At 71.9% G+C, this 22,072-nt stretch carries 21 protein-coding genes; 5 read left to right on the forward strand and 16 right to left on the reverse strand.

The window, feature by feature from the left end; all coding sequences use genetic code 11:
- From AC07GB_RS18310 to AC07GB_RS18330, 5 genes are all read left to right on the forward strand, one after another.
- Nucleotides 1–900: an ABC transporter permease gene (locus AC07GB_RS18310; protein WP_478846556.1), complete on the forward strand. Its 900-nt coding sequence runs from the start codon at nt 1–3 to the stop codon at nt 898–900.
- Nucleotides 897–3,020: a dipeptide ABC transporter ATP-binding protein gene (locus AC07GB_RS18315; protein WP_478846558.1), complete on the forward strand. Its 2,124-nt coding sequence runs from the start codon at nt 897–899 to the stop codon at nt 3,018–3,020. Before AC07GB_RS18310 ends, AC07GB_RS18315 begins: the two co-directional genes overlap by 4 nt.
- A gap of 81 nt (nt 3,021–3,101) precedes the next feature.
- Nucleotides 3,102–4,775 (forward strand): ABC transporter family substrate-binding protein, encoded by a 1,674-nt coding sequence (locus AC07GB_RS18320; protein WP_478846560.1) that lies wholly within the window; start codon nt 3,102–3,104, stop codon nt 4,773–4,775.
- Nucleotides 4,776–4,971: 196 nt separating this feature from the next.
- A complete protein-coding gene (locus AC07GB_RS18325; protein ID WP_478846561.1) occupies nt 4,972–5,718 on the forward strand; it encodes a hypothetical protein in 747 nt (248 codons plus the stop codon).
- Nucleotides 5,684–6,130 carry an N-acetyltransferase family protein gene (locus AC07GB_RS18330; RefSeq protein ID WP_478846563.1) on the forward strand — a complete coding sequence of 149 codons (447 nt, stop codon included), beginning with the start codon at nt 5,684–5,686 and terminating at the stop codon, nt 6,128–6,130. The genes AC07GB_RS18325 and AC07GB_RS18330 overlap by 35 nt, the downstream gene beginning before the upstream one ends.
- A gap of 104 nt (nt 6,131–6,234) precedes the next feature.
- Here AC07GB_RS18330 and AC07GB_RS18335 read toward each other — a convergent pair whose 3' ends face one another.
- The 16 genes from AC07GB_RS18335 to AC07GB_RS18410 form a co-directional block, all read right to left on the reverse strand.
- A complete protein-coding gene (locus AC07GB_RS18335; RefSeq protein WP_478846565.1) occupies nt 6,235–6,411 on the reverse strand; it encodes a DoxX family protein in 177 nt (58 codons plus the stop codon).
- A gap of 20 nt (nt 6,412–6,431) precedes the next feature.
- The gene (locus AC07GB_RS18340) at nt 6,432–6,608 is read right to left on the reverse strand and encodes a hypothetical protein (RefSeq protein WP_478846567.1); all 177 of its coding nucleotides are present in this window, start codon (nt 6,606–6,608) and stop codon (nt 6,432–6,434) included.
- 90 nt (nt 6,609–6,698) lie between these two features.
- Nucleotides 6,699–7,631: a helix-turn-helix transcriptional regulator gene (locus AC07GB_RS18345; RefSeq protein ID WP_478846569.1), complete on the reverse strand. Its 933-nt coding sequence runs from the start codon at nt 7,629–7,631 to the stop codon at nt 6,699–6,701.
- A gap of 229 nt (nt 7,632–7,860) precedes the next feature.
- Nucleotides 7,861–8,115, reverse strand: a complete 255-nt coding sequence (locus AC07GB_RS18350) for an acyl carrier protein (protein WP_478846571.1) — start codon at nt 8,113–8,115, stop codon at nt 7,861–7,863.
- A gap of 66 nt (nt 8,116–8,181) precedes the next feature.
- Nucleotides 8,182–9,090, reverse strand: coding sequence for an FAD-dependent oxidoreductase (locus AC07GB_RS18355; protein ID WP_478846573.1), 909 nt, complete (start codon nt 9,088–9,090; stop codon nt 8,182–8,184).
- Nucleotides 9,091–9,112: 22 nt separating this feature from the next.
- Nucleotides 9,113–10,810 carry an amino acid adenylation domain-containing protein gene (locus AC07GB_RS18360; RefSeq protein WP_478846575.1) on the reverse strand — a complete coding sequence of 566 codons (1,698 nt, stop codon included), beginning with the start codon at nt 10,808–10,810 and terminating at the stop codon, nt 9,113–9,115.
- 36 nt (nt 10,811–10,846) lie between these two features.
- Nucleotides 10,847–11,704, reverse strand: a complete 858-nt coding sequence (locus tag AC07GB_RS18365; RefSeq protein WP_478846576.1) for a class I SAM-dependent methyltransferase — start codon at nt 11,702–11,704, stop codon at nt 10,847–10,849.
- 61 nt (nt 11,705–11,765) lie between these two features.
- The gene (locus AC07GB_RS18370) at nt 11,766–12,800 is read right to left on the reverse strand and encodes a S66 family peptidase (RefSeq protein ID WP_478846578.1); all 1,035 of its coding nucleotides are present in this window, start codon (nt 12,798–12,800) and stop codon (nt 11,766–11,768) included.
- Nucleotides 12,797–13,807, reverse strand: coding sequence for an amino acid--tRNA ligase-related protein (locus AC07GB_RS18375; RefSeq protein WP_478846898.1), 1,011 nt, complete (start codon nt 13,805–13,807; stop codon nt 12,797–12,799). The genes AC07GB_RS18370 and AC07GB_RS18375 overlap by 4 nt, the downstream gene beginning before the upstream one ends.
- A gap of 73 nt (nt 13,808–13,880) precedes the next feature.
- Nucleotides 13,881–14,027: a hypothetical protein gene (locus tag AC07GB_RS18380; protein WP_478846580.1), complete on the reverse strand. Its 147-nt coding sequence runs from the start codon at nt 14,025–14,027 to the stop codon at nt 13,881–13,883.
- Between the two features lie 177 nt (nt 14,028–14,204).
- Nucleotides 14,205–14,531 (reverse strand): hypothetical protein, encoded by a 327-nt coding sequence (locus AC07GB_RS18385; protein WP_478846582.1) that lies wholly within the window; start codon nt 14,529–14,531, stop codon nt 14,205–14,207.
- 17 nt (nt 14,532–14,548) lie between these two features.
- Entirely contained in the window at nt 14,549–15,880 is a 1,332-nt protein-coding gene (gene aspS / locus AC07GB_RS18390; protein WP_478846584.1) for an aspartate--tRNA(Asn) ligase, read from the reverse strand.
- Nucleotides 15,881–16,234: 354 nt separating this feature from the next.
- Nucleotides 16,235–17,524 carry an MFS transporter gene (locus AC07GB_RS18395; RefSeq protein ID WP_478846586.1) on the reverse strand — a complete coding sequence of 430 codons (1,290 nt, stop codon included), beginning with the start codon at nt 17,522–17,524 and terminating at the stop codon, nt 16,235–16,237.
- 48 nt (nt 17,525–17,572) lie between these two features.
- A complete protein-coding gene (locus AC07GB_RS18400; RefSeq protein WP_478846588.1) occupies nt 17,573–19,672 on the reverse strand; it encodes a hypothetical protein in 2,100 nt (699 codons plus the stop codon).
- Nucleotides 19,673–19,724: 52 nt separating this feature from the next.
- Nucleotides 19,725–20,963: an amino acid--tRNA ligase-related protein gene (locus AC07GB_RS18405; protein ID WP_478846590.1), complete on the reverse strand. Its 1,239-nt coding sequence runs from the start codon at nt 20,961–20,963 to the stop codon at nt 19,725–19,727.
- Between the two features lie 9 nt (nt 20,964–20,972).
- Nucleotides 20,973–21,950: a radical SAM protein gene (locus tag AC07GB_RS18410; protein WP_478846592.1), complete on the reverse strand. Its 978-nt coding sequence runs from the start codon at nt 21,948–21,950 to the stop codon at nt 20,973–20,975.
- Between the last annotated feature and the right edge of the window lie 122 nt (nt 21,951–22,072).

Here is a 22,072-nt window from a genome sequence, read left to right on the forward strand (position 1 = left end):
ATGACGGCAACGCTCCCCACCGTCGAGGCGCGTCGCGACCTCGGCCGCGGCCGGCTCTATCTGCGCCGCTTCCTGCGCAACCGCCTCGCGGTCGCCGGAGTCGTGATCTTCGCGCTGCTCGTGCTCTTCAGCGTCTTCGGCGGCCTGTTCACGTCCTACGCCCACACCGACGCCGACTTCACGGCTCTCACCCAGCCGCCGAGCGACCTGCACTGGTTCGGCACCAACCAGGGCGGCAACGACATCTACGCCTGCGCGGTGCACGGGCTGCGGCGCTCATTGGTGATCGCCGTGAGCGTGTCCGTCCTGACGATCCTCGTCGCCGCGGTCATCGGTTCGAGCGCCGCGTACTTCGGGGGCCGGGTGGAGCGGGTCACGCTCGGCTTCATCCACTTCCTGCTGATCGTGCCCTCGTTCCTCGTCCTCGCCCTGGTGTCCAACCACCTGGCCGGTGACTGGCGCGTCCTCATCCTCGTCCTCACCGTCTTCGGCTGGATGTCCACCGCCCGGGTCATCTGGTCCGTGTCGACCTCGCTGCGCGAACGGGACTATGTGACGGCGGCGGAGTTCATGGGCGTGAGCCCGGCGCGCATCATCCTGCGCCACATCATTCCCCACCTCGGCTCCCTGCTCATCGTCAACCTGACGCTCGGCGTCGTGTCGACCGTGCTCAGCGAGACCGCGCTGTCGTTCCTGGGCTTCGGCGTGCAGACCCCGGACGTCTCCCTCGGCACGATGCTCGCCGACGGGGCGACCACCGTCACCAGTGCCCCCTGGCTGTTCGCCTTTCCCGCGGGCCTCCTCGTCCTGCTCACCGTGTCGATGACCTTCATCGGCGACGGCCTTCGCGACGCCCTCGACCCCACCTCTGTGACCGGCGCGGCGGGAGGCCGACGATGACCCTCACCACTCCCCTGCGCGACGGGGCCTCCACCACCGGCGCCACCCCCGTGCTCTCCGTACGGGACCTGCGGGTCTCCTTCCCCTCCGAGGCGGGGCGCGTCGAAGCGGTACGCGGCGTCAGCTTCGACGTGCTGCCCGGCCGGACCCTCGGCATCGTCGGCGAGTCCGGCTCGGGCAAGTCGGCCACCGCGATGGGCGTCATGGGCCTGCTGCCCCCGACCGCCCGGCTGAGCGGCCAGGTCCTGCTCGGCGGTCAGGACCTGATCGGCCTCGACGACCGAGCCCTTTCGCGGGTACGCGGCAACTCCATCGGCATGGTCTTCCAGGACCCCCTGTCCGCGCTCACCCCCATCTTCTCCGTGGGCAGACTGCTCTCCGACGCGCTGCGGGTCCACCAGGACCTGTCCAAGAAGGCCGCCTGGGAGCAGGCCGTCGAACTGCTCGACCTCGTCGGCATCCCCGACCCGCGCAGCCGGGCATCGGCCTTCCCGCACGAGTTCTCCGGCGGCATGCGCCAGCGCGTGGTCATCGCCCTGGCGATCGCCAACCGGCCGAGCGTCCTCGTGGCCGACGAACCCACCACCGCGCTCGACGTGACCGTGCAGGCGCAGATCCTCGAAGTCCTGCGGCTCGCGCAGCAGGAGACCGGCGCCGGGCTCCTCCTGATCACCCACGACCTCGGCGTCGTGGCCGGCCACGCGGACGACGTCGCCGTCATGTACGCGGGCCGCTTCGTGGAGAAGACGGACGTGAACGCCCTGTTCCGCCGGCCGGCGATGCCGTACACCGCACGCCTCCTGGCCGCGGTGCCGACCGTGGACGACGGGGTCCGCCGGCCCCTCGTACCGATCGGCGGCGAGCCGCCCGCCCTCTCGGGTCTGCCGGACGGCTGCCCCTTCGCGGACCGGTGCGCCGTCGCGCTCGACGCGTGCCGCACCGCGGAACCGGAGCTGCGCCACGTCACAGGCCACGGAGACGTGGCCTGCCTGCGCGCGGCCGAGATCGCCGCGGGCACCCTTGACCCCGCCGGGGGTGTCACCCCCGTCGACCAGCGGGCGGACACGGGGCGCGCCCCAGGGAGCGGTGACGTGGTGCTGCGCGTCGAGGACCTCGTCAAGACGTTTCCCGTCACCAAGGGCGCGTTCGTCAAACGCCGGGTCGGCACGCTGCACGCGGTCAACCAGGTCAGCTTCGAGCTGCGTACCGGCGAGACGCTGGGCCTGGTCGGCGAGTCCGGCAGCGGCAAGACGACCACGCTGATGGAGATCCTGCGGCTCAGGCGGCCCGAGGGCGGCCGCATCGAGATCGCGGGGAGGGAGGTCGGAATGACGACGGGCGCGGACGCCCGTCCCGGTGCTGGTGCTGAAGCGGGTGACGGGCGCGCACGCACCCTGCGGCACGACGTGCAGATCGTCATGCAGGACCCGCTGGGCGCCCTGGACCCGCGCCTGCCCGTCCACCAGCTGCTCGCCGAACCCCTGCGGGCCGTCGGCAGCGACCGCGCGGCGATCCGCTCCCGCGTCCACGAACTGCTGACCCTCGTCGGCCTCGACGCGACGGTGAGCGACCGCTTCCCCGCCGCGCTCTCGGGAGGCCAGCGCCAGCGCGTCGGCATCGCCCGCGCCCTGGCCACCGGCCCGAAGCTGCTCGCGCTCGACGAACCGCTCTCCGCCCTGGACGTATCCGTACAGGCCGGTGTCATCAACCTGCTGGCCCGGCTCAAGCGCGAGCTGGGACTCGCCTACCTCATGGTCGCGCACGACCTCGCCGTGGTCCGCTACGTCTGCGACCGCGTCGCGGTGATGTACCTGGGCCACATCGTCGAGACCGGCGATACGGAGACCCTCTTCTCCGACCCCAGGCACCCCTACACCCAGGCACTCCTCTCGGCGGTCCCCGTACCCGACCCGCAGCGCGAACGCACCCGCGAACGCGTCGTCCTGAACGGCGAGCAGCCGAGCGCCACGGACCTGCCGCGCGGCTGCGTGTTCATCGACCGCTGCCCCCTGTACCGCCTCGCCGGCGACGACGTCCGCGAGCGCTGCCGCACGGAGCGCCCCGCGCCCAGGCCGGTGCCGGGGCAACCGGGCCACGAGTACGCCTGCCACGCGGCGTGAGCCACCCCGCGGATCCGGCCCCCACGGCCGACCGCCGCCTTCCACCCCCGAGCGACACCCTCAACTCAAGGATCCACTCCCATGCGCGCCAGACTGGCCCTGCCCACCGCTCTCCTAGCCGCCCTCTCCGTCACCGCCACCGCGTGCCAGTCGTCATCCGACGACGGCGCGGACGCGCGGAACACCCCGGCCTCCGCCTCGGGGGCCGCCGACTACAACCCGACGCCGTACGACAAGCTCAAGGACGGCGGGACGTACACGACGGCGGGGACCTTCGACGACCAGGGCAACCCGTTCAACGTCAACTCCACGCTGGCCGCCACCCGGGTGTGGAGCTGGTACAACGCGAACGCGATCACCTTCTCGCCGACCGGTGAAGTGCAGTACAACCCGGACTACTTCAGCGATGTGAAGGTGTCCGTCAAGGGCGGCACCCAGAAGGTCACGCTCACCCTCAACAAGAAGGCCGCCTTCAACGACGGCACACCGATCGACTGGACCGCGATCAAGGCCACGTGGAAGGCCAACAACGGCTCCGACAAGGCCTACGCGGCCTCCACCACGGAGGGCTACGACCGGATCACCAGCGTCACGCGGGGCAAGGACAGCAAGCAGGCCGTCATCACCTTCAAGGGCGTGTACGCCTCCTGGCCGAGCCTCTTCCACACGTTCCTGCACCCGAAGGCCGCAAAGGTCGACACCTTCAACAAGGCGTACGTCAAGAAGGCACACCCCGAGTGGGGCGCGGGCCCGTACACCGTCGGCAAGTGGGACACCCACTCGGGCGACATCACCTTCGTCCGCAACGCGAAGTGGTGGGGCAAGAGGGGCAAGCTCGACAAGCGTGTGTACGTGAACCTGGAGTCGACGGCCGCCCTCAACGCCTTCAAGAACGGTCAGCTCGACTACGTCACCCCCGGCGACGCCGAGGGCCTCAAGCAGCTGAAGGGGCTGAAGGGCACCGAGATCCGCAGCGGCGGCAGCCCGTTCGAGTACTCGCTCCGCTTCAACACCAAGTCGCCGGTCCTCGGGGACAAGGCCGTACGCAAGGCGATCCAGGAGAGCATCGACCGCACGCAGATAGCGAAGATCCGGTTCCAGGGCCTTGACTACAAGGAGCCGCTGCCCGGCTCTGCCCTGTTCTACAGCTTCCAGAAGAGCTACGAGGACAACGTGTCGGCCGTCCTGAAGTACGGCCCCGACCAGGCGAAGAAGGAACTCGACGCGGCGGGCTGGAAGCCCGGCAGCGACGGGGTCCGGGAGAAGGGCGGCGAGAAGCTGGAGATCGGCTACACCCTTCTCGGCGATGACCCGCTGGACAAGGCCACCGCCGGCGCCCTCACCGCGATGCTGAAGCCGGTCGGCGTACGCCTCACCATCAAGAAGGCCGCCGACGCGGACTTCGCCGGCGTCCTCAACGAGCGGAAGTTCGACCTGATCATCTCGGGCAACCGCTCCGGGGACCCCTTCGGGGCCCGCGCCCTGTGCGAGTTCTACTGCTCGGACCGCGACTCGAACCTCACCGGGGCCGGGTCCCCCGCCCTGGACAAGGAGATCCGCGCCACGGCGGACATCCCCGACCCGGCCGAGCAGGCCGCGGCGGCGAACAAGGTCGAGCGCAAGGCCCTGCGGAACTACGCCCTGCTCCCGCTCTTCAGCGGCCCGTCGACGTACAGCGTCAAGAAGGGCCTGGCGAACGTGGGCGCGACCATGTTCTACAGCCCGCTGCCGGAGACGGTGGGCTGGGAGAAGTAACGCTCCGCTGCGGCCGGGGAACGCGCTGGGCTCGCCGCCCGACTTCCCGTGCCGGCGCCTGCGGGCCGATGGCCGGACATATGGCGGTATCCGTTCCACGGCAGGACGTTCGACGGGACACTGTTCCCACAGCGACAACGTGCCCCGGCCCTCTCCTCAAGGGGCCGGGGCCGAACGGAAGGAGGAGGTGGGCGCGATGGCGCAGAGGCAGCGGGACGAGCGGCTCGCGCGGGCCTTTCTGGACCTGGCGGACACTCTGGTCGACGGCTTCCATCTGATCGACTTCCTGCACGTGCTGACCGATCACCTGACCACCCTGCTGGACGTGACGGCAGCCGGTGTGATCATGGCGGACACCCAGGGGCGGCTGGTGGGGGTGACCGCCTCCACCCATACGACGCACCAACTGGAGGAGGCCCAGGTCGGGTTCGACGAGGGCGCGCACGCACGACTGGGAATCCGCGAGGCCACGATGCGGGCCCTGGCGGCCGCGGAGACCGCGCTCGAACGGCTCCCTGAGGCCGAGCAGATCGGGTCCGCGTTCGGGTACGGGGAGTCCCAGCTGCGGTTCCATGCGGGCGATGCGCTCACCCATCTCGGAGAGACCGCTCGCGCCCGCGAGGAACTGGCTCGGGCCGCCGAGCTGTATCCGGCGTCCGAGCTGCTGGACCGCTCGCTGGTGGCGCTCGACACGGCGATGTGCACGGCCCTGGATGGTGATCCGGCCGCCGCTGCGGACCAAGAGGCGCGCACCGTCGTCGGGTTGGAGCCCGACCACCGCACCTCGCTGGTCCTCTACCGTGCGCGCAACGTCATAACTAGGGTGCCGCCTGGTGCACGGGAGGTGCACGAGGTGCGGGCGCTGCGGAAGATCCTGGCACTGCCCCCTACGGAGACGGAGCGCGGGCGTGGAGATCAGCACGGCGACGGAGACCGACGCTGAGGTCATCTCGGTGATCCTCGGTGAAATCGAGGAGTACTACGGCGGCGACCCTGTGCCCGGAGATCTCGAACAGATCCGGGCCGCACTGTTTGCCGAGCAGCCCGTAGCTCATGTGCTCCTGGCCCGCGCCGAAGGCGAGATGCTCGGCTTCGCCTCGTACACCCGGCTGTGGCCGGCCGCGGGAGCGACCTCCAGCCTGTACCTGAGGGAGCTGTACGTCAGGGCATCGGCGCGTCGCCGAGGCGTGGCCCGTGCGTTGATGGCCGCGCTGCGGGACGAGGCGGCGGCCCTCGGCTGCTCCCGGATCGAGTGGACCGCAGATGCCGACAACCCGCCCGCGCTGGCGCTGTACAAGGCGCTGGGGGTGCAGCCGCACAGCGGCAAGGTCTTCTACCGGACGACTGCCGGATAGCCAGGGTACAAGGCGGCAAACCCGCTTCCTGAAGGGACACGGACCGGCACCAGGCCGGGCACGGCCTGCCCAGTTCGTGGGTCGGAGCGCGTGGTGACGGGGGGTCAGGAGCCCCCGTCGTCTCCGCCCAGGCTCTGGCTCCCGTCGCCGCGGTTGTTCCTCCGGGCTTCCCGTAGCAGTGCGCCAGGGTGCGCGGACGACGGGTCGCCCACCCGCAGATGGGCATAGAGCGCGCCGAGGAAGTAAAGCACCAGACCTGTGGCTGCCACCGTTCCCAGCACCGGTACGGCGATGCCGGCGATCAGGCCCAGCGGCCCCCCGATGCCAACAGGGTGCCCAGCGGACGTATCCAGGAATGGGACAGGCGCAACCGGTCGGCCTGGCTCTTGGGATAGTCGTGGCCGATGAGGTTGGCGATGGCGGCCGAGCCGTTGGCAGCCGCAGCGACGAAGGTGATCGCGAGGTGGGCGGGAAGCATGAGGTGCTTCTTACCTCGAGCAGGACGTCGGCACCACAGTGGATGAAGTGCCGCTTCGATCGGCAAACAGCGCTCCCCGTTCGCGGGCGGTCACTCGGCGGGGAGCCAGCCCTGTTGGACCGCTCGGACGCCCGCTGCGAAGCGGCTTGCCGCGCCGAGGCGTTCCATGAGGTCGGCCGTGATGCGGCGGGCGGTGCGTGAGGAGACGCCCAGGCGCTTGCCCACGGCCTCGTCGGTGAAGCCGTTCGCCAGGAGCCGCAGCACTTCGGCCTCCTGGGCGGCGAGGCCACCGGCATCGCCGCCGGGCCCCGCAGCCAGGGGGCTCGCGGTGGCCCAGACGGCCTCGAAGAGGGCCACTCCGGCGGCCACGACCCCTTCGCCCCGGGTCACGATCGCTCCGGCCCGGGCGTCCGACATCCGCACCGGGAGTACGGCGAGGCGGCGGTCGAACACGATCATCCGGATGGGCAGTCCCGCCGCGGTGCGCACCTCCGCGCCCTGCGCGTGCAGCCAGCCGATGTGGTCCAGCGTGGGCTGGTGCTTCAGGCCGCTCTCGACATAGACCGTGCGCACCCGCACGCCGCGGCCGAGCAGAGCCGCGTTGGGTTCCCTGCTGGCGGCCAGGTCCTCCGCGGAGTGCGCCCCGCCCGGCGCGAAGGTCATGATTTCTTGCCCGGTCTCGGACGCCAGCGCGGCAAGCCGTTGCTGGATTTCCGTCGCGTCGTGCAGCCGCTCGAATTCAGGGTCGTCCACGGCGGGAATGAGATCGGAGCATTCGGCGATCAGCCGCGTCGCCGCCACTCGGGATTCTTCCAGTTTCTGCTGGGCGGCGGCCAGTTCCGCCTTTCGCCGGGCCAGGATCATTCCCATGGCCACCTGGGGGCTCAGCGCCCTGAAGCCCTCCCCGTCCCCCTGGGTGAGGGCGAGGGCGCTCAGGGTGCACAGGGCCGTCTCCACCTCGGCCTCTTCGGCGCCGATCAGTGCAGCGAGACCGGCGATCGGCTCTCCCGGATGGGCCACCATGGCTCTGTACAGAGATTCCGCGAGAGGATCCATCCCCAAGGTGTTCAGCATGTCGGGCCTTTCAAGTTCACTGCAGGCGCCCCCGCGCGCTGTTATCGCGCCTCGCCCCGTTTTTGATCTTGTGGGGGACCCAAGCATTGAAGTTGATCACCTGACCGGCGTCAACGCGTCACGAATCGACTTCACGACGCGTTAAAAGTGCCGACACACTGAGCCCCGGCGGCGGGGACTACCGCGTCACAATCTGGACCAAATGATCCCTGAACTGGCGCAGCGTCGGATGGTTCGTGAGCGCCGTGAGCGGGATGCGCTGCCCGAAGTCGCGGCCCAGTTGCAGGATGAGCTGGCTGGCCGCGATGGAGGTGCCGCCCAGCTCGAAGAAGGTGTAGTCCTCCAGTTCCTCGTCCTGTTGGAGGACGGCCATCCAGCGGTCGGTCACGGTCTGTGCGACGTCGGGGAGGGCGGGCGAGGGGACAGCGGTCACGGTGACTCCACGGGCGGTCGGGGGTGGGCAGGGAGAGGGGTGCGGCAGGCAAGGGGAAGCACAGGTTCAGCCGAAGGCCAGGTCCTCGGAGATCTTTCGTGCCGCGTTGAGGCCACTGGCCGCAGCCCCCGTCCACGCGAAGTACGGCGAAGAGGGATTGCTCTTTCCCGTGTTGTAGACGCGGGGGTGCGAGGTCTGGCCGAACAGGGTGGTCCGCGGGAACCCGTGCGGGTTCAGCTCAAGGCCCAGCGCGAGCGGCAAGGTCTGATTGGGCCGCTGGATCGCGGTGTCCAGGACCACGGCACCCGCGGTGACCTCCCGGCCCGCGTCGGTGACGAGCAGCAGCTCACCGGACGGCAGCCGGTCGGCGGTGCGTACCGTGCCGACGACCAGTTCCCCGCCGACCGCCGCCAGGCGCTCCGCGAGCGGGTGGCCCGCGGCGGCCGGGTCGGACACCACGGCGGTGAGCCGGCGCGCGTACTGGCGGCAGAGCAGGGCGTGCTGGAGGGTCTCCTCCCCGGTGCCCACGGCCACGAAGGCGGCGCCGTCGTGTTCGAGGGTGTGGCAGTAGGGGCAGTCGAAGACCGTCTTGCCCCACTGGCCTTCGGGGAGCCACCGGGGCAGTTCGGTGACGGGGCCGGTGGCGAGCAGCAGCCGCCCGGCGGTGTGCGACCCGGAGGCCTTGGTGTCGACGGTCACCGACTCCTGCGTGGCACGGGCGGTGATGGCTTCGTCCCAGACGAACTCGACGCCGTACGCGGCGGCGTCGGACTCCATCTTGCGGTACAGCTCCGCGGGTGACGCGCCGTGCGCGTAGGGGATGTTGTTGACGCGGTCGGCGGGTGAGTTGCGCCGGTCCTTGCGTGACACGACGAGGACACGCCGCTTCTGCCGTCCGAGCATGACCGCGGCGGAGAGTCCGGCGGCTCCGGCGCCCGCCACGAGCACGTCGTACGGGGTGTCCTGATGGGACATGGCTTCCTCCAGAAGATAAGGGTCAGGGCCGGGGTGCAGGGGCCCGTTCGAAGAGCCGGGCGAGAGACTTGCGGTCGACCTTCCCGGTCGGGCCCACGGGCAGCGTCGTCGCCGCGTGGATCCTGCCCGGCAGCATGTACTCGGGGAGTTCGTCGGCGAGGAGCCGCAGGATGTCCCTGCCGCTCTCGGGCCCGGCCATGCGCAGGGCCAGGGCGAGAACCGGGTCCCGGGGGTCGCCGCAGGTCACCGCGACGGCCTCGGCCACGCCCGGCAGCCGCCGCGCGGCCTGCTCCACCTCGCCCAGCTCGACGCGGAAGCCGCGCACCTTGACCTGCGAGTCGAGCCGCCCGAGGAACTCCACCCAGCCGGCCTCGGTCCACCGGGCCCGGTCACCGGTGCGGTACATCCGCTCGTCCGCCCCGGCCGCCCACGGGTCGGGCAGGAAGCGGGCCTCGGTCAGGGCCGGGTCGTTGACGTAGCCCGCGGTGACGCAGTCCCCCGCGATGAACAGCTCGCCCGCCTCGCCCACTTGGCAGGGGGCCAGGTCGGGCCCGAGCACGTAGTAGCGGGAGTTCTGCATGGGGTGCCCGTAGGGGATGCTGCTCCAGGCGGGGTCGACGCGGCCCACGACGAAGTCGTTCGACCAGACGCACGCCTCCGTGGCGCCGCCGAGCGCCACGAGCACGGCGCCGGGGAACTCGCGCTTCAGCGCCGGTGCCGTGTCGAGGGGCACCCAGTCACCGCTCAGGAAGACGCGGCGCAGCTTGCCCCGGTCGCCCCGGTCGGACTCCGCGGCGAAGAGCAGGGCCAGGGTGAACGCGGCCGGAGCGGAGTTCCACAGGGTCACGCCGTGGTCGAGGAGCGCGTCGCTGACGGCGTACGGGTCGGCGAGTTCGGCGGCGGGGAGCATGAGCAGGCTGCCGCCGGCGGCGGGCACCCCGAAGACGTCGTACACGGAGAGGTCGAAACTGAACGCGGCGACCTGGAGGAGCACGTCGTCGGGCACCACGCCGTTGCGGCGGTTGAACCAGTCGACCAGGTTCACCACGCTTTGGTGGCGCACCGCGACGCCCTTGGGGTCCCCGGTCGAGCCCGAGGTGAAGATGACGTACGCGAGGTCGTCCGCCGCGGGCGGGGTGGGCGCTGCCGGGTCCCGCGGGAGGTGCTGGGCGCTCCAGGTGCGCTCGCCCTCCTCGCCGTCGGCGGGGCGGGTCAGCCACCGCGCGGCCGGGGCCGGGGGGCCGTCGGCCGCGGCGGACAGGAGCAGGAGCGAGGTGACGTCCCCGGCCTGCCCGGTGATCTCGTACGCCGCGTCCCGGAGGGAGTCGGACGCGACGAGGTGTCGCACGCCGAGCGAGCGGACGATCCGCGCGACGCGGGCCGCCGGCCAGCGGGGGTCGAGCGGCACGTAGTGGGCGCCCGCGCGGACCACGGCGTGAAGGGCGAGGACCGTCTCCGGGAGGTGGTCCATGAGCACCGCGACGGGGGTGCGGGGCTCGACCCCGGTGCCGTGCAGGGTCACGGCCAACTCGGCGCTTTCCGAGGCGAGTTGCCCGTGGGTGAGGGCGGTGCCCGCGGTGGTGCGGACAGCGGGGAGGTCGCGGTGGGCGGTGGCCGCGCGGTCCAGCAGGTCCACCAGGGTCTCGTGGCGCGGATAGCCGCGGGCGGTGTCGTTCCACTCGGTCACGGCAGGGGGGTGTGGGGGCGGCCAGGTGCTCATGGGTCCTCCTTCGCTCCGCTTCCCGGGCACGGTGGGTCAGCGGGCGGGGCGCGAGGCCAGGACGAAGAGGTTGTTGCCGCGCCCCACCGCGTCGGCGGTGCCGAGCAGGCCCCGCTCCAGGGCGAACACCTCCTCGAAGGCGGCGCGGTCGCCCAGGAGTTCGGCGAGCGACCGGGTCGAGCCGCTGATCTGGGTCTCCTGGTAGCCGGGGTAGAGCAGTACGGGGAAGCCGGTGGTGAGGTCGACCCGCAGGCCCGCGTCCTCGTTCATGGCCCGCAGCTGCTCGGGGGTGAACAGATGCATGTCCGGCATGGTGTCGGTGAAGCGCCCCCGGCCTTCGAGGTTGCGCCCGGCCTCCGCCGTCTGGCCGAGGGTGAGGTTGAACCACGCGGCGTGCCAGCGGCTCGGGACGAAGGACACCAGGAGTCCGCCCGGCTTGAGCAGGCCGGCGAGCTGCTTGACGACGTCGGCCGGGGAGTCCACGAAGCCGAGGACGTTGTGGAAGTTGAAGATGAGGTCGAAGCCCTCCCCTCCCAGTTCCTCGCCCACGCGGCCCAGGTCGCCCTCGCGGCAGACCAGGCGGTCGGCGTAGCCGTGCCGCTCGGCCTTGGCGCGGGCGTGGCCGAACATGGCGGGCGTGAGGTCGTACAGCACGCCGGTGGCGTCGGGGCGGGCCGTGGCGAAGCGGTGGGACCAGCGTCCGGTGCCGCCGCCCGCGTCGAGGAAGCGGAAGCCCTCGGGCAGCCGGGGCAGGACGTACTCCGTGAGCGCGGACCACAGCAGTTCGTCGGAGAGCACCCAGTACGGCTGGGCGTCGACGTCGTCGTAGGCGTCGGCCTTTCCGTTGAAGTACGAGCGGATCTCGTCCAGGGTCGCGACAGGGCCGTCAGTCATCAGTACACAGCTTTCGGTCTCGGAAGGGGTGGGGCGGGTGCGGGGCCCGCGACGGGGCCGTTCAGGCTCCGGGGGCCGGTGGGGCGGTGACGGGCGGGCGCAGTGCGAGGCGCGTGCCCGACAGGACGCAGTCGGCTCCCAGAGGCAGGGTCGCCATCGGGTCGGTGTGCCCGCATTCGATGTTGGCGAGGACCGGGTAGTCGTAGTCGCGGACGGCGCGCAGCACGGCCTCGTGCACCCTGCGGTCCTCCTCCTCGGAGGACAGCCGCAGCCGGCCGACGGCCAGTCCGCCGAGCCGCGCGAGCAGGCCCGCGTTGCGCAGCTGGGTCAGGTCGCGGTCGGCGTCGGCCACGCCGTAGCCGCCGTCCGGCACATCGAGCACGAGTACGTGTCCCCGGTAGTCGGGCTGCCAGGGGGTGCCCAGGAGCTGGAGCGCGCTGGGCAGGCAGCCGGCGAGCAGCGGCCCGCCGCCCGTGCCGGGCCGCAGTGCGCGGCGCGGCGGGGCGGGCCTGCGCTCGCGGGGCCGCGTCTCCTCGGCCGCCCAGTCCAGGTACTCCTCGACCACGTCAGGGGAGACGGGCACCGGGCCCGCCGGGCCGTCGCCGTCGCCCATCACCACGCGGCGGAAGTGCTCCACCGTGTACGGGTCGGGCGCGGGGTACTCGCCGAACTGGGGCAGCAGCGCGGGCCCGTAGAAGCTGCTGAGGCCCGCCGCGTACAGCGCGTGGTTGAGGACGGTGGTGTCCGAGTAACCGATGAGGGGTTTCGGGTCGGCGCGCAGGGCGTCGAGGTCGAGCAGCGGCAGCACCTGAGCCGCGTGGTCGCCGCCGATCGCGCAGATCACGCCCCGGATCGCGGGGTCGGTGAAGGCCGCTGTCAGGTCGGCCGCGCGGTCCTCGGCGCTCGCCGACCGCCAGTCCAGGCTGTCGCGTGCGTGCGGCATCACGACGGGGACGAGCCCGGTGGCCGTCCGCAGCGCGGTCAGCGCGCGCTCGAAGCGGCGGGGGAAGAGGCCGGCGCCGCCCCAGGAGGGGCTCACCACGGCGACGCGGTCCCCGGGCCGCAGCGGCGGGGGCATCAGGAGGGGGCCCGTCACGGGGCGATGGCCACGCCGTTGAGGCGCGGGGCGAGTTGCAGTTCGCGGATGTCCCAGCGGTTGAGGACCCACAGCAGCCAGCGCTCCACGCCGAGGCCGAATCCCGCGGTGCGCATGGGGCGGGCGTCCTTCATGTCGACGTACCACTGGTAGTCGGCCTCGGCGACGCCGTGCTGGGACAGCGCGGTGCGCACCTGCTCGCCGGTGGTGTGCCGTTCGCCGGCGCCGACCACCTCGCCGACGCCGAAGAGCAGGTCGGCGCTGAGCGAGGTGCGCCGGTCGGCGTCGCCGTAGCCCTGGTAGAAGGGCACCGAGAGGTGGTCGAAGTGGGTGACCCACAGGACCGGGCTGACCTCGGCCATCAGGCGGCGCTCCCCGTGGCGTGTCAACGTGCGCCAGCCGTCGGCCACTTCGACCGCGAGGGGGTCGGGGCCGAGGTGGCGTATCGCTTCGTCGAGGGTCATGCGGGGGAAGGTGGTGAGATCCGCCATGCGGGCCAGGTGGCCGGTGCCGCCGGCGTGGGCGGCGACCTCGTCGCCGAGTGCGTCCAGGACGGCACGGGCCAGGGTTCGCAGATAGTCCTCGACGACCGCGACGACGTCGTCCAGGCCGCCCTCGATCTCGGCCTCGCTGTGGAAGAACTGGTTGAGGTGCGTCTCGTCCGCGTCCTCGCCGCGGAAGCTCGGCATGAGGTACCAGGCGCCGCGCGGGTTGAAGCGGCAGCCGTACTCCAGCATGAACTGCATGGAGTCGGCCAGGTAGGTGTGCTGGCCGAAGAGGTCGACGGCCACCGGCGACGAGTCGCTGCCCAGGCCCATGGGGCTGGACACGCTGCCGGTGGTGATGGGCAGGTGGAGGGCCTTCACCTGCCGCTGGTGCCAGAAGGACGCGGTGCGGACGGTCAGCAGGTCCTGGAGGTCGATGAGGGTGCGGTAGAACGGATCGTCCATGATCTTGATGAATCTGTCCGTCGCGGGACGCCATCCACCGTGCGAGAACTTCTCCATGACGGGCACGGGTGTGTCTCCTGACTCTCTTCTCGAATGCCGATGCGCGAATGCCCTGGGGGCGGTGTTCCGGTCAGCTGCCCCACGTCACGTCGGAGGCGGCCGCCGTCACGGCCGTCCGGGACGTGATGTCACCGGATTCGGCGGTGTACGCCGCGAACAGAAGGGCGACGAGCGCGGTGAGGGCACACGCGGCGAGGGCGGTCTGAATTCTTTTCACGACAGGCATGTGTCAATTCCCGTTCAAGGTCAGGGGATCGAGAGCGCGAAGAATCCCTGGAATGCGTGGGACTTCTTCCTGCCCGACCCACTGTGCCCGCACCTGCGCATCGGGAAAAGGCTTTCCCGTCGGACTGATTCGGTCGTGACCTGATGCGTCCACGCCCTGTGCGCGGCACTAGGGGGACGGTTCGCCCGAGTCCTCGAAGAGTTTCTCGAAATAGGCCATCGGCATGGCGACGGCGCACGAGAGCAGGGCGAATCCGTGGAAGGCCGGGAAGCGGGTCAGGGCGCGCAGGCAGACGCGTTCGGCGGCGCTCTCGGCGAGTTCCAGGGTCGGGGCGAGGAGGAAGAGGCCGACGACGGGCCCACCCCGCGCCTCGGGGTGGGCCACGACGAACTCCACGCCGTCCCTGGGCTGGGCACACCGGCGCACCAACGCCGCCGCTTCGGGGGGCAGGCCGGTGTCGCGGGCGGGACCCAGTCGGGCGTGGACTAGGTACATGCGGCGGGGCCCCGGGGTCAGGGAGTCAGTCGGTGCAGGTCACGCGGGAAGAGCGTGGTGCGGCGGATGTTGTCCGCGCCGGTGAGGCGGGCGGTCCAGCGTTCCAGGCCGAGGGCGAAGCCGCCGTGAGGGGGCATGCCGTGGCGGAAGGCGGCCAGATAGCCGGCGTACGGCTCGGGTGACTCGCCGCGCCGCTGAAGCGCGTCCAGATAGTCCTCGTAGCGGTGCAGCCGCTGTCCGCCGGTGACGAGTTCGAGGCCGCGGAAGAGCAGGTCGAAGCTGTTCGAGTACTCTTCGCGCCCCGGCTCGGGGTGGGTGTAGAAGGGCCGCTTGGCCATCGGGTAGCCGGTCACGAACAGGAACTCGCTGCCGTGCTCGCGCAGCGCCCACGCGGACAGGAAGCGTTCGTGGGCGGGCGCGAGGTCGGGTTCGCCGCGCGGGTCCTTGTCGGTGTGCCGCGCGATCAGCTCCTGGGCGTCGGCGAAGTGGATCTCCGGTATGCGCTCCGGCACGCGGGGGACGTCGACGTCGAGCAGGGCGCACTCGGCGGCGGCGCGCCCCGTGACCGCGTCGGCCATCGCGGCCAGGACGTCCCGCAGGACCGCCATGACCTCGCGGTGGTCGGTGACGAAGCCGAGTTCCACGTCGAGCGATGTGTACTGGGCGAGGTGACGCGCGGTGTCGTGGGGTTCGGCGCGGAAGACCGGCCCGGTCTCGTAGACCCGCTCGAACACGCCGACCATGGCCTGCTTGAAGAACTGCGGGGACTGGGCCAGATAGGCCTCGCTCCCGAACCAGTCGATGGCGAAGACGTCGGCGCCCGACTCCGTGGCGGAGGCCACCACCTTCGGCGTGTGGATCTCGGTGAAGCCGCGGGCGTCGAGGGCCGAGCGGAAGCCCGCGACCGACGCGGCGGCGATGGCGTGCGGGGCGCGCAGGCGCGGGTGGCGCAGGGCCACCGGGGCGTGGTCCAGGACGGTCGGCAAGGTGGCGGGCACCGCGGGCCGGTAGAGGTCGAAGGGCGGGGCCGCGGCGGGTCCCGACAGGGCGGTGACCTCAGGGGAGGTCACTTCGCAGCCGCCGGGCGCCTGCGGGTTCTCGGTCACGGTGCCGCGGACCCGCAGGACCGTCTCCTCGGTGAGGCCGTCGGCCCCGGCCATGGCGGGCGGGTCGGTGAGCACCACCTGGGACAGCCCGGAGCGGTCCCTCAGGACCAGGAAGACCACGGACTTCAGGGCGCGCTTGCGGTGCAGCCAGCCCTCGACGACCACGTCATGTCCGGCGTACCGGGAGAGGTCTGCGGCGAGGACTCGGCTCGGGCCGGGGCCCGTCGTCTGCTGGGAGATCATCATCAACCCCTGGTGAGTGAATGCTGATCCCTTGGGAGTGTGGGCGATAAGGGAACTCGCGGTGCCACCACACTTTCGCCGACACCGGAAAGGAATCGGCCTCGATGGGCCCGATAACGGGGGCCGTCCGGCGAGGCATTGGGTGGGAACACCTTTTCTCCTCGCGCTCGGGAGGGTCTTCGCCGCCCGGGGGTGAGTCCGCCTTCTCAGCTGCCGGCGGCTCTCTCGCTCTCACCCGTGTCCGGTGACTACTCGTCTCCGTCATCGCTTTGCCCTCACCCTACACGCGCGTTTCGACGGCCTCAACAGCCTTCTGGGCGGCGCCTGGTCGGGGTCGGAGAATTAAAACTCCGTTCACACGGAGCGCGTCGGTTCCTCCGTGACACGGGGTGCGCGGTCCCTTTCGGGAAATGCGCGGGAACCCGTACGGAGCCACAGGCCGGACGCGGTGTGGGCGAGGGCGGTCGCCGCGCAGATCACGGCGAGGCCGACGAGGTACGCGGTGCCGAGGCCCCGGTCCAGGAAGGCGCCCGCGGTGAGCGGGCCGGCCATGAAGCCGATCGACTTGGCCATGCTCCAAGCGGCGTTGTAGCGCCCGCGGGCCCCCGGCGGCGCCAGCTGGTTCACGAGTGTCGGCATCCCCGCCACGAAGCACGTGGAGGCGGTGCCGAAGACGACGACGGCCACCCCGACCGCGGCGAGCCGCGCCATGTCACCGTCGAGCCGCGCCGCCAGGGCCACCAGCGTCCAGGAGAGGGCCCACAGTCCGCCCGCGCAGGCGATCAGCGGGCTGGGCCGGGTCCGTTTGAGCAGGTCGTGCAGAAAGAGCTGGGAGACGATGATCGCGGCGGTGTCGAGGGCGAAGACCAGCCCCAACTGCCGTGGTGTGACGCCTGCTTCCTGGGTGAGGTAGGCGGGGAGGCCGGACTCCAGCTGCGCGAAGCTGGAGGCAAGGAGAAGCCCGCCGATGAGCAGCACGGCCATGAACCCGGCGCTGCGGTAGACCACGGCGTACGAGGCCGTCGCCGGGACACGACCGGTCCCGGCGGGGGCGGGTGCCTCCCGTACCGGGGTGCGGAGCCGGAGCAGCAGGACGGCCACCAGGAGGCAGGTCGCGGCGTCGGCGACGTACAGGACCTGGAAGGACGCGGGGCGGGTCACCGAGACGACGGCGGCAGCGGCGAGGCCGCCGAGCCCCATCGCCGCGTTCCCGACGCTGTAGCTGAGGCCGAAGACGACGGAGGTCATGCCCTCGGGAGCGGCCTCCGCGAGGAGGGTGTACCAGGCGGCGAGGCCGCCCACGCCCAGGCCCGCGGCGGACGCGGTGGCGGCGAAGCCGACGGCGTCGGTGGCCCACGCGTAACCGGCGTAGCCGACCGCCTGGACCAGCATCGCGAGGGCGGCCACGGGCCGGGCGCCGCTGCGGTCCGCCAGCCAGCCCGCCACGGGGGCGCCCAGGACGGCGGCGCCGGAGAAGCACGCGAGCGCGGTGGTCGCGACGGTGACATCAAGGCCCCGCACCTCGTGGACGTAGACGACGAGGAACGGCATGACCAGGCCGGTCCCGAGGTTGTTCACCAGGCTGAGCAGCAGGAGCCCGCGGCAGGGCCCTGGCAGCTTCCGTACGTCGGTCAGCAGCGACATGTGTATCCGTGATCTCCTCTGTGTCCCGGGCCCGCGGGCCCGGACTTTTCAAGCGCGCAGCCACAGGCCCCTGGTCAAGCAGCGGACCGCGCCGTCGGCGGCGACCACGACCTTGAGCGGATGCTGGTCGGGCCGGGTCTCCACGGCGTCACTGCGGCCGGTGAACTCGACGACCTTCCGCTCCCCCGCCCGCAGTTCGACCTCCGAGCGGGCGTTGAGCCGGCAGTGCACCAGGGGCTCGTTCGAGACGGCGGCCCCCACCGCGACCGTGACGGGCCGGTCGGCGGGCGCCGACAGGGCGACGCCGAGCGCGAAGTCCGTTCCGCGCCGCACCTCGGACGGCAGCAGCACTTCGATGCCGACACCGATCTCCGGGCTGCCCGCGGCGACTTCGCCGCAGCGCGCGCAGATGAGGTAGAGCAGCTCCCCGGCCGCTCCGGCCGCTGGCCGCACCAGGTGGGCGGTCGCGGTCCGGCCGCCGCACTGCGGGCAGTTCCGCGGAGCGTCGTCCGCCCGGACCAGCCAGGGGCGGCGCCAGCCGTCCACGTAGCTGGAGAAGTTCCCGGCGATCCAGTCGGTCTCGGCGCGCACGAGCCGGGACTGGAACGCGGTGAGGTCGCGCACCGCCTGCTCGAAGGCGTCGAGCGCCGCCAGCGCCTCGGCGGCGCGGGTGGCCGTGGCACGAGCGTGCAGTGCCTGCGCGGCCGTACGGCGGACCTCGTCGAGCGCGGTGAAATCCGCCTGCACACCGACGTCTTGAAGGCCGCGCAGCCGGTCGAGCCAGGGCGAGACGCGCCGCGCCCACCGGCGGTCGATGCCGGCCCGTACCGGAAGGACACGCCCCGCGCCGCGGCCCGCCGCGCCCGTGAGCGCCCAGCTCGACACCCCGTCGAGGCGGGCCAGGGCCACCGGGCCCGCGGCGTCGTCGGCGAGGACCGGGCCGCCCTCGACCAGGACGGCCGCGGGCCCGGCCGCCAGGTGCGCGCCGCCCGGACCTGGCGGGCAGGTCACCGTGGCGACCGTGCCGTCCGGGACGGGGGCGAGGCCCGCGTCGCCGAAGAGCACAAGCCGGCCCATCGCGTCCGGCTCGGCCTCGATGACGCCGTTGACCTCGGCCAGGGCACGCCCGAGCGGCAGGCCGCCGCGCATCAGGCCCTGGAAGAGCTGCCCGGCGTGCCCCGCGCCCTTGCGGATCCCGGTGCCGGTGGCGACGGCTACGGCGGTGCCTTCGAGCATGGACAGCGGCACGGACACATCGGCCATGACCGGGCCCTCGCCCGCGACGGCCAGACGGCATCCGTCCAGGACTGCGAACGCGGCCCGCACCTCGGCCGCGCGCACGTGCTGCTCGACCTCCACGTCGGCGCGCCAGCAGCCCGCACCCTGCTGGCAGGACGTCGGGTGCCCGCGGAAGGCGCCGGCGGCCGGCAGCGGCAGGGGCCCCAGCGGGTCGGGCTCCGCGCGCCCGCAGATCCCCCCGCCGTTGAGGTGCATCACGCAGTCCCGCGCGTGGCTTCGGCCCGCCAGCATCGCCACGCCCGGGCCGATCGCCTCCCGCAGCGTGACCGGGGTCGCGGCCACGCCCACGAGCCGCCGGGGCGTGGGTGCGTCGACGGTCACCGCGTCGAAGGACAGGTCGTCCCAGTCGGCCGCGGCGGCCGGGCCGTGCAGGACGGTGCGCACGGCGAGGGCGGAGGCCACGTCGGCGCTGCGGGTCACGAACAGCCCGAGTCGCGCGTCGTGCGGGATCGAGGCGAACTGCTCGGGGGTGACGGCCGCGGCCCCCGCCACCAGGGTCGCCGGCTCCCGGAGGCTGTGCGCGAGCGCGGCCTCGAAGCCGCCGCGCAGCAGCGGGCGCCCGGTGACCCCGGCGAGGAGTTCGCCGACCGCCGCGTACGCCGCGCCCTCGGCGCCGGACGCGCCGTCCTGGACGAACACGGCGCCGTGCCAGGGCCTGCGGGAGACCTCGGACACCGTCGGCAGGGTGGCGAGCGTGGTCCGCAGCCGCTCCCAGTGCCCGGCGAGGACGGGCAGCGCGGCGCCCGGCCGCCCGGCCTCGCGGGCGTACCGGAGGTAGGTCTCCAGGTCGTCGACCGGGACGAGCGTGCGGTCCGCGATGCGGAGCGCCTCCTGGGCCTGGGCTTGCATGATGTTCCTTCCGTACGGGACGTGCGGGCGGGGGCGCGGACGCGCGGGGTCGCTACGGCTCGAGGTGGTCGATGAACCGGGGGAAGGGGACCAGCTGGCGCGTGTTGCCCAGGCCCAGGCACTTGGCCAGGAGCCGGTCGATCCCCATGCCGAAGCCGGTGAACGGCGGCAGGCCGCTCCTGAGGACGTGGACGTAGTAGGCGAAGTGCTCCGGGTCGAGGTTCTGCTCCGCCATGCGCTCCAGCAGGCGCCGCGGGGAGGTGACCCGCTCGCCGCCGTCGATGATGTCGACCTCGTCCCAGTAGAGCCGGAAGTCGTCGGCCACTTCGGCTCCGGCGAGCGGCTCGTGGCGGGTGGAGGAGAAGAACGCCTTGTGGCGGGCGGGCATGTCGACGACCCAGAACAGGGTGCGGCCCAGGTGCCGGGAGACGGATCGCGCGTGGTACCGCTTGATGCGGTGCCCCGGCCGCAGGTCCTGGCAGTCCTCGTCCTTCTCCGTGATGGCGAGCACGTCCTGGTAGGTGACGACGGGGATGTCGTCCAGGTGTCCCTCGGGCAGCGGCGCGCCGGTGTGCTCGCAGACCCGGCGCACGATCCGGTTCGACAGGCCGATCATGTCGTCCCTTCCCCGGTGGGCCGCGGTCACCTCCAGGATGAGGAACTCGCTCAGGTGCTGGGAGCTGTGGTTGATGTCGGCGCGGAAGAGCGGGGAGATCTCGAAGACCGACGTGAAGTCGCCCGCCACGAAGGCGGTGTGGTAGAGCAGGTTGCTCAGCGTCAGGTAGGCCTCGCGGCCGAAGAAGTCCACCTTGAACTTCAGGGTCGGGCCGTCCGCCATGCTGCCGACGATCCGGGGCGACTGGACCTCGACGTACCGCTCCTCCTCCATCAGGTCGCGGACGGACTTGATGGCCGTCCACTTCTTCAGGAGCCGGTCGCGGACCTCCGGCAGGCGCATGTAGACGTGCTGTTCGGCGAGGATCTCCCTGGTGTACGGCAGCTGCCGCATCCGGGCGGAGGTGCCGACCGTGTTCGCCGCGAGCACCTCGAAGCCGTCGACGTGGATCTCCTCGGCGAACTTGTGTGACCTCTCGGCCGGCCGGAGCGTGCCGGTGACGCGGACGACGCTCTCCTCCGTGACGTCGGGGCGGCCGGGGAACACACAGAGGTACGTCCGGTCCGGGCAGCGCAGCTCGGCGAAGGCCAGCCGCTTGCCCAGGGGTCTGATGGCGTAGAGCCGGCCGGTGAGGCTGGTCGGGTACGTCGGGTACGTCGGGTACGTCGGGGACACGAGGGCTCCTCAGACGAGGGGAAGCATGGCCTTGTGGGAGCGGGCGACGCGGTGTTCCTTGGCCGCCTCGGTGAGCATCTGGCCGCAGCCGCCGTCGATGTCCTGGGCCTTGCTGGGCATGATGTAGGTGGGCAGGCCGCCGGCGAGCAGGCGCTCGCGGAAGCGCAGGATGACGTCCTCGTCGACGCGGCTGAAGGGCAGTCCGGGGACCTCGTTCCACAGCAGCAGCTGGACGCGGAAGCAGCGCGGGTCCAGGAGCGCGATGAGCCGGTCGGCGTCCGCGTCGCTGTCGTTGACGCCGTTGAACAGCAGGTAGCTGACGTCGGTGACGCGGCCGTGGGTCCGGGCGAAGTTCTCCGCCGAGCGCAGGATGTCCGCGATGGGGGTGGCCTTGTTCAGCGGGACGAGGCGGTCGCGCACCTCGTCCGTCGTGGCGTGCAGGGACAGGAACAGGTCGACGGACGGCGCCTCTTCGGCCAGCCGGTCGAGGGCGGGCAGGACGCCCATGGTCGACACCGAGATGTGCGCGACGCCGGGCTCCGCCTCCAGCAGGGACACCGCGCGCAGCACCTCGTCGAGGTTGAGCAGCGGCTCGCCCATGCCCGCGAAGATGACCCGCGAGGGTACGTCCCGCTCCTCCAGGAGCCGGGTCTGGCGCACCTGGTCCACGATCTCCTCGGCCGTCAGGTTCCGGCGCATCGGCATGAGCCCTGTGGCGCAGAAGGTGCAGGCCACGTTGCAGCCGGCCTGGCTCGACACGCAGACGACGTGGCCCCGCGACTCCTGCACCGGAGTGGCGACGCGGCCGTCGGGGGTGGCGTGCGAACCCGCGTCGCCCAGCGTGAAGGACAGGCTCTCCACCTGGTTGCCGTCGGAGAGGCGCCACACCGTCTTGATGCTGCCGTCGCCGCTGGTCGCTCGGCGGGCGGGCACGACCAGGGGGGTCCCGGAGCCGGGGTCGGACTGCGGGGACAGGGTGGTCTGCATGGTGGTGCTTTCCTTCCGTTGGTGTGCGCGCCGCCTCACCGGCACGGGGGTCCGGGGGCACGGCGGGAGGGGAGACATGGGGGGCGTTTCGCCGGACGGGCCGCTGCCCTCGCTCCGCCTTC

Source organism: Streptomyces sp. NPDC045778, from assembly GCF_056431945.1.

Bases quoted from the DNA above. Each gene is read 5' to 3' on its own strand.
- AC07GB_RS18315 (WP_478846558.1), top strand. From the start codon at position 897: ATGACCCTCACCACTCCCCTGCGCGACGGGGCCTCCACCACCGGCGCC.
- AC07GB_RS18410 (WP_478846592.1), bottom strand. From the start codon at position 21,950: ATGCAGACCACCCTGTCCCCGCAGTCCGACCCCGGCTCCGGGACCCCC.
- AC07GB_RS18310 (WP_478846556.1), top strand. From the start codon at position 1: ATGACGGCAACGCTCCCCACCGTCGAGGCGCGTCGCGACCTCGGCCGC.
- AC07GB_RS18365 (WP_478846576.1), bottom strand. From the start codon at position 11,704: ATGACTGACGGCCCTGTCGCGACCCTGGACGAGATCCGCTCGTACTTC.
- AC07GB_RS18340 (WP_478846567.1), bottom strand. From the start codon at position 6,608: ATGCTTCCCGCCCACCTCGCGATCACCTTCGTCGCTGCGGCTGCCAAC.
- AC07GB_RS18400 (WP_478846588.1), bottom strand. From the start codon at position 19,672: ATGCAAGCCCAGGCCCAGGAGGCGCTCCGCATCGCGGACCGCACGCTC.
- AC07GB_RS18345 (WP_478846569.1), bottom strand. From the start codon at position 7,631: ATGGTGGCCCATCCGGGAGAGCCGATCGCCGGTCTCGCTGCACTGATC.
- AC07GB_RS18320 (WP_478846560.1), top strand. From the start codon at position 3,102: ATGCGCGCCAGACTGGCCCTGCCCACCGCTCTCCTAGCCGCCCTCTCC.
- AC07GB_RS18385 (WP_478846582.1), bottom strand. From the start codon at position 14,531: ATGTACCTAGTCCACGCCCGACTGGGTCCCGCCCGCGACACCGGCCTG.
- AC07GB_RS18355 (WP_478846573.1), bottom strand. From the start codon at position 9,090: ATGTCCCATCAGGACACCCCGTACGACGTGCTCGTGGCGGGCGCCGGA.
- AC07GB_RS18395 (WP_478846586.1), bottom strand. From the start codon at position 17,524: ATGTCGCTGCTGACCGACGTACGGAAGCTGCCAGGGCCCTGCCGCGGG.
- aspS (WP_478846584.1), bottom strand. From the start codon at position 15,880: ATGATCTCCCAGCAGACGACGGGCCCCGGCCCGAGCCGAGTCCTCGCC.
- AC07GB_RS18360 (WP_478846575.1), bottom strand. From the start codon at position 10,810: ATGAGCACCTGGCCGCCCCCACACCCCCCTGCCGTGACCGAGTGGAAC.
- AC07GB_RS18325 (WP_478846561.1), top strand. From the start codon at position 4,972: ATGGCGCAGAGGCAGCGGGACGAGCGGCTCGCGCGGGCCTTTCTGGAC.
- AC07GB_RS18375 (WP_478846898.1), bottom strand. From the start codon at position 13,807: ATGGAGAAGTTCTCGCACGGTGGATGGCGTCCCGCGACGGACAGATTC.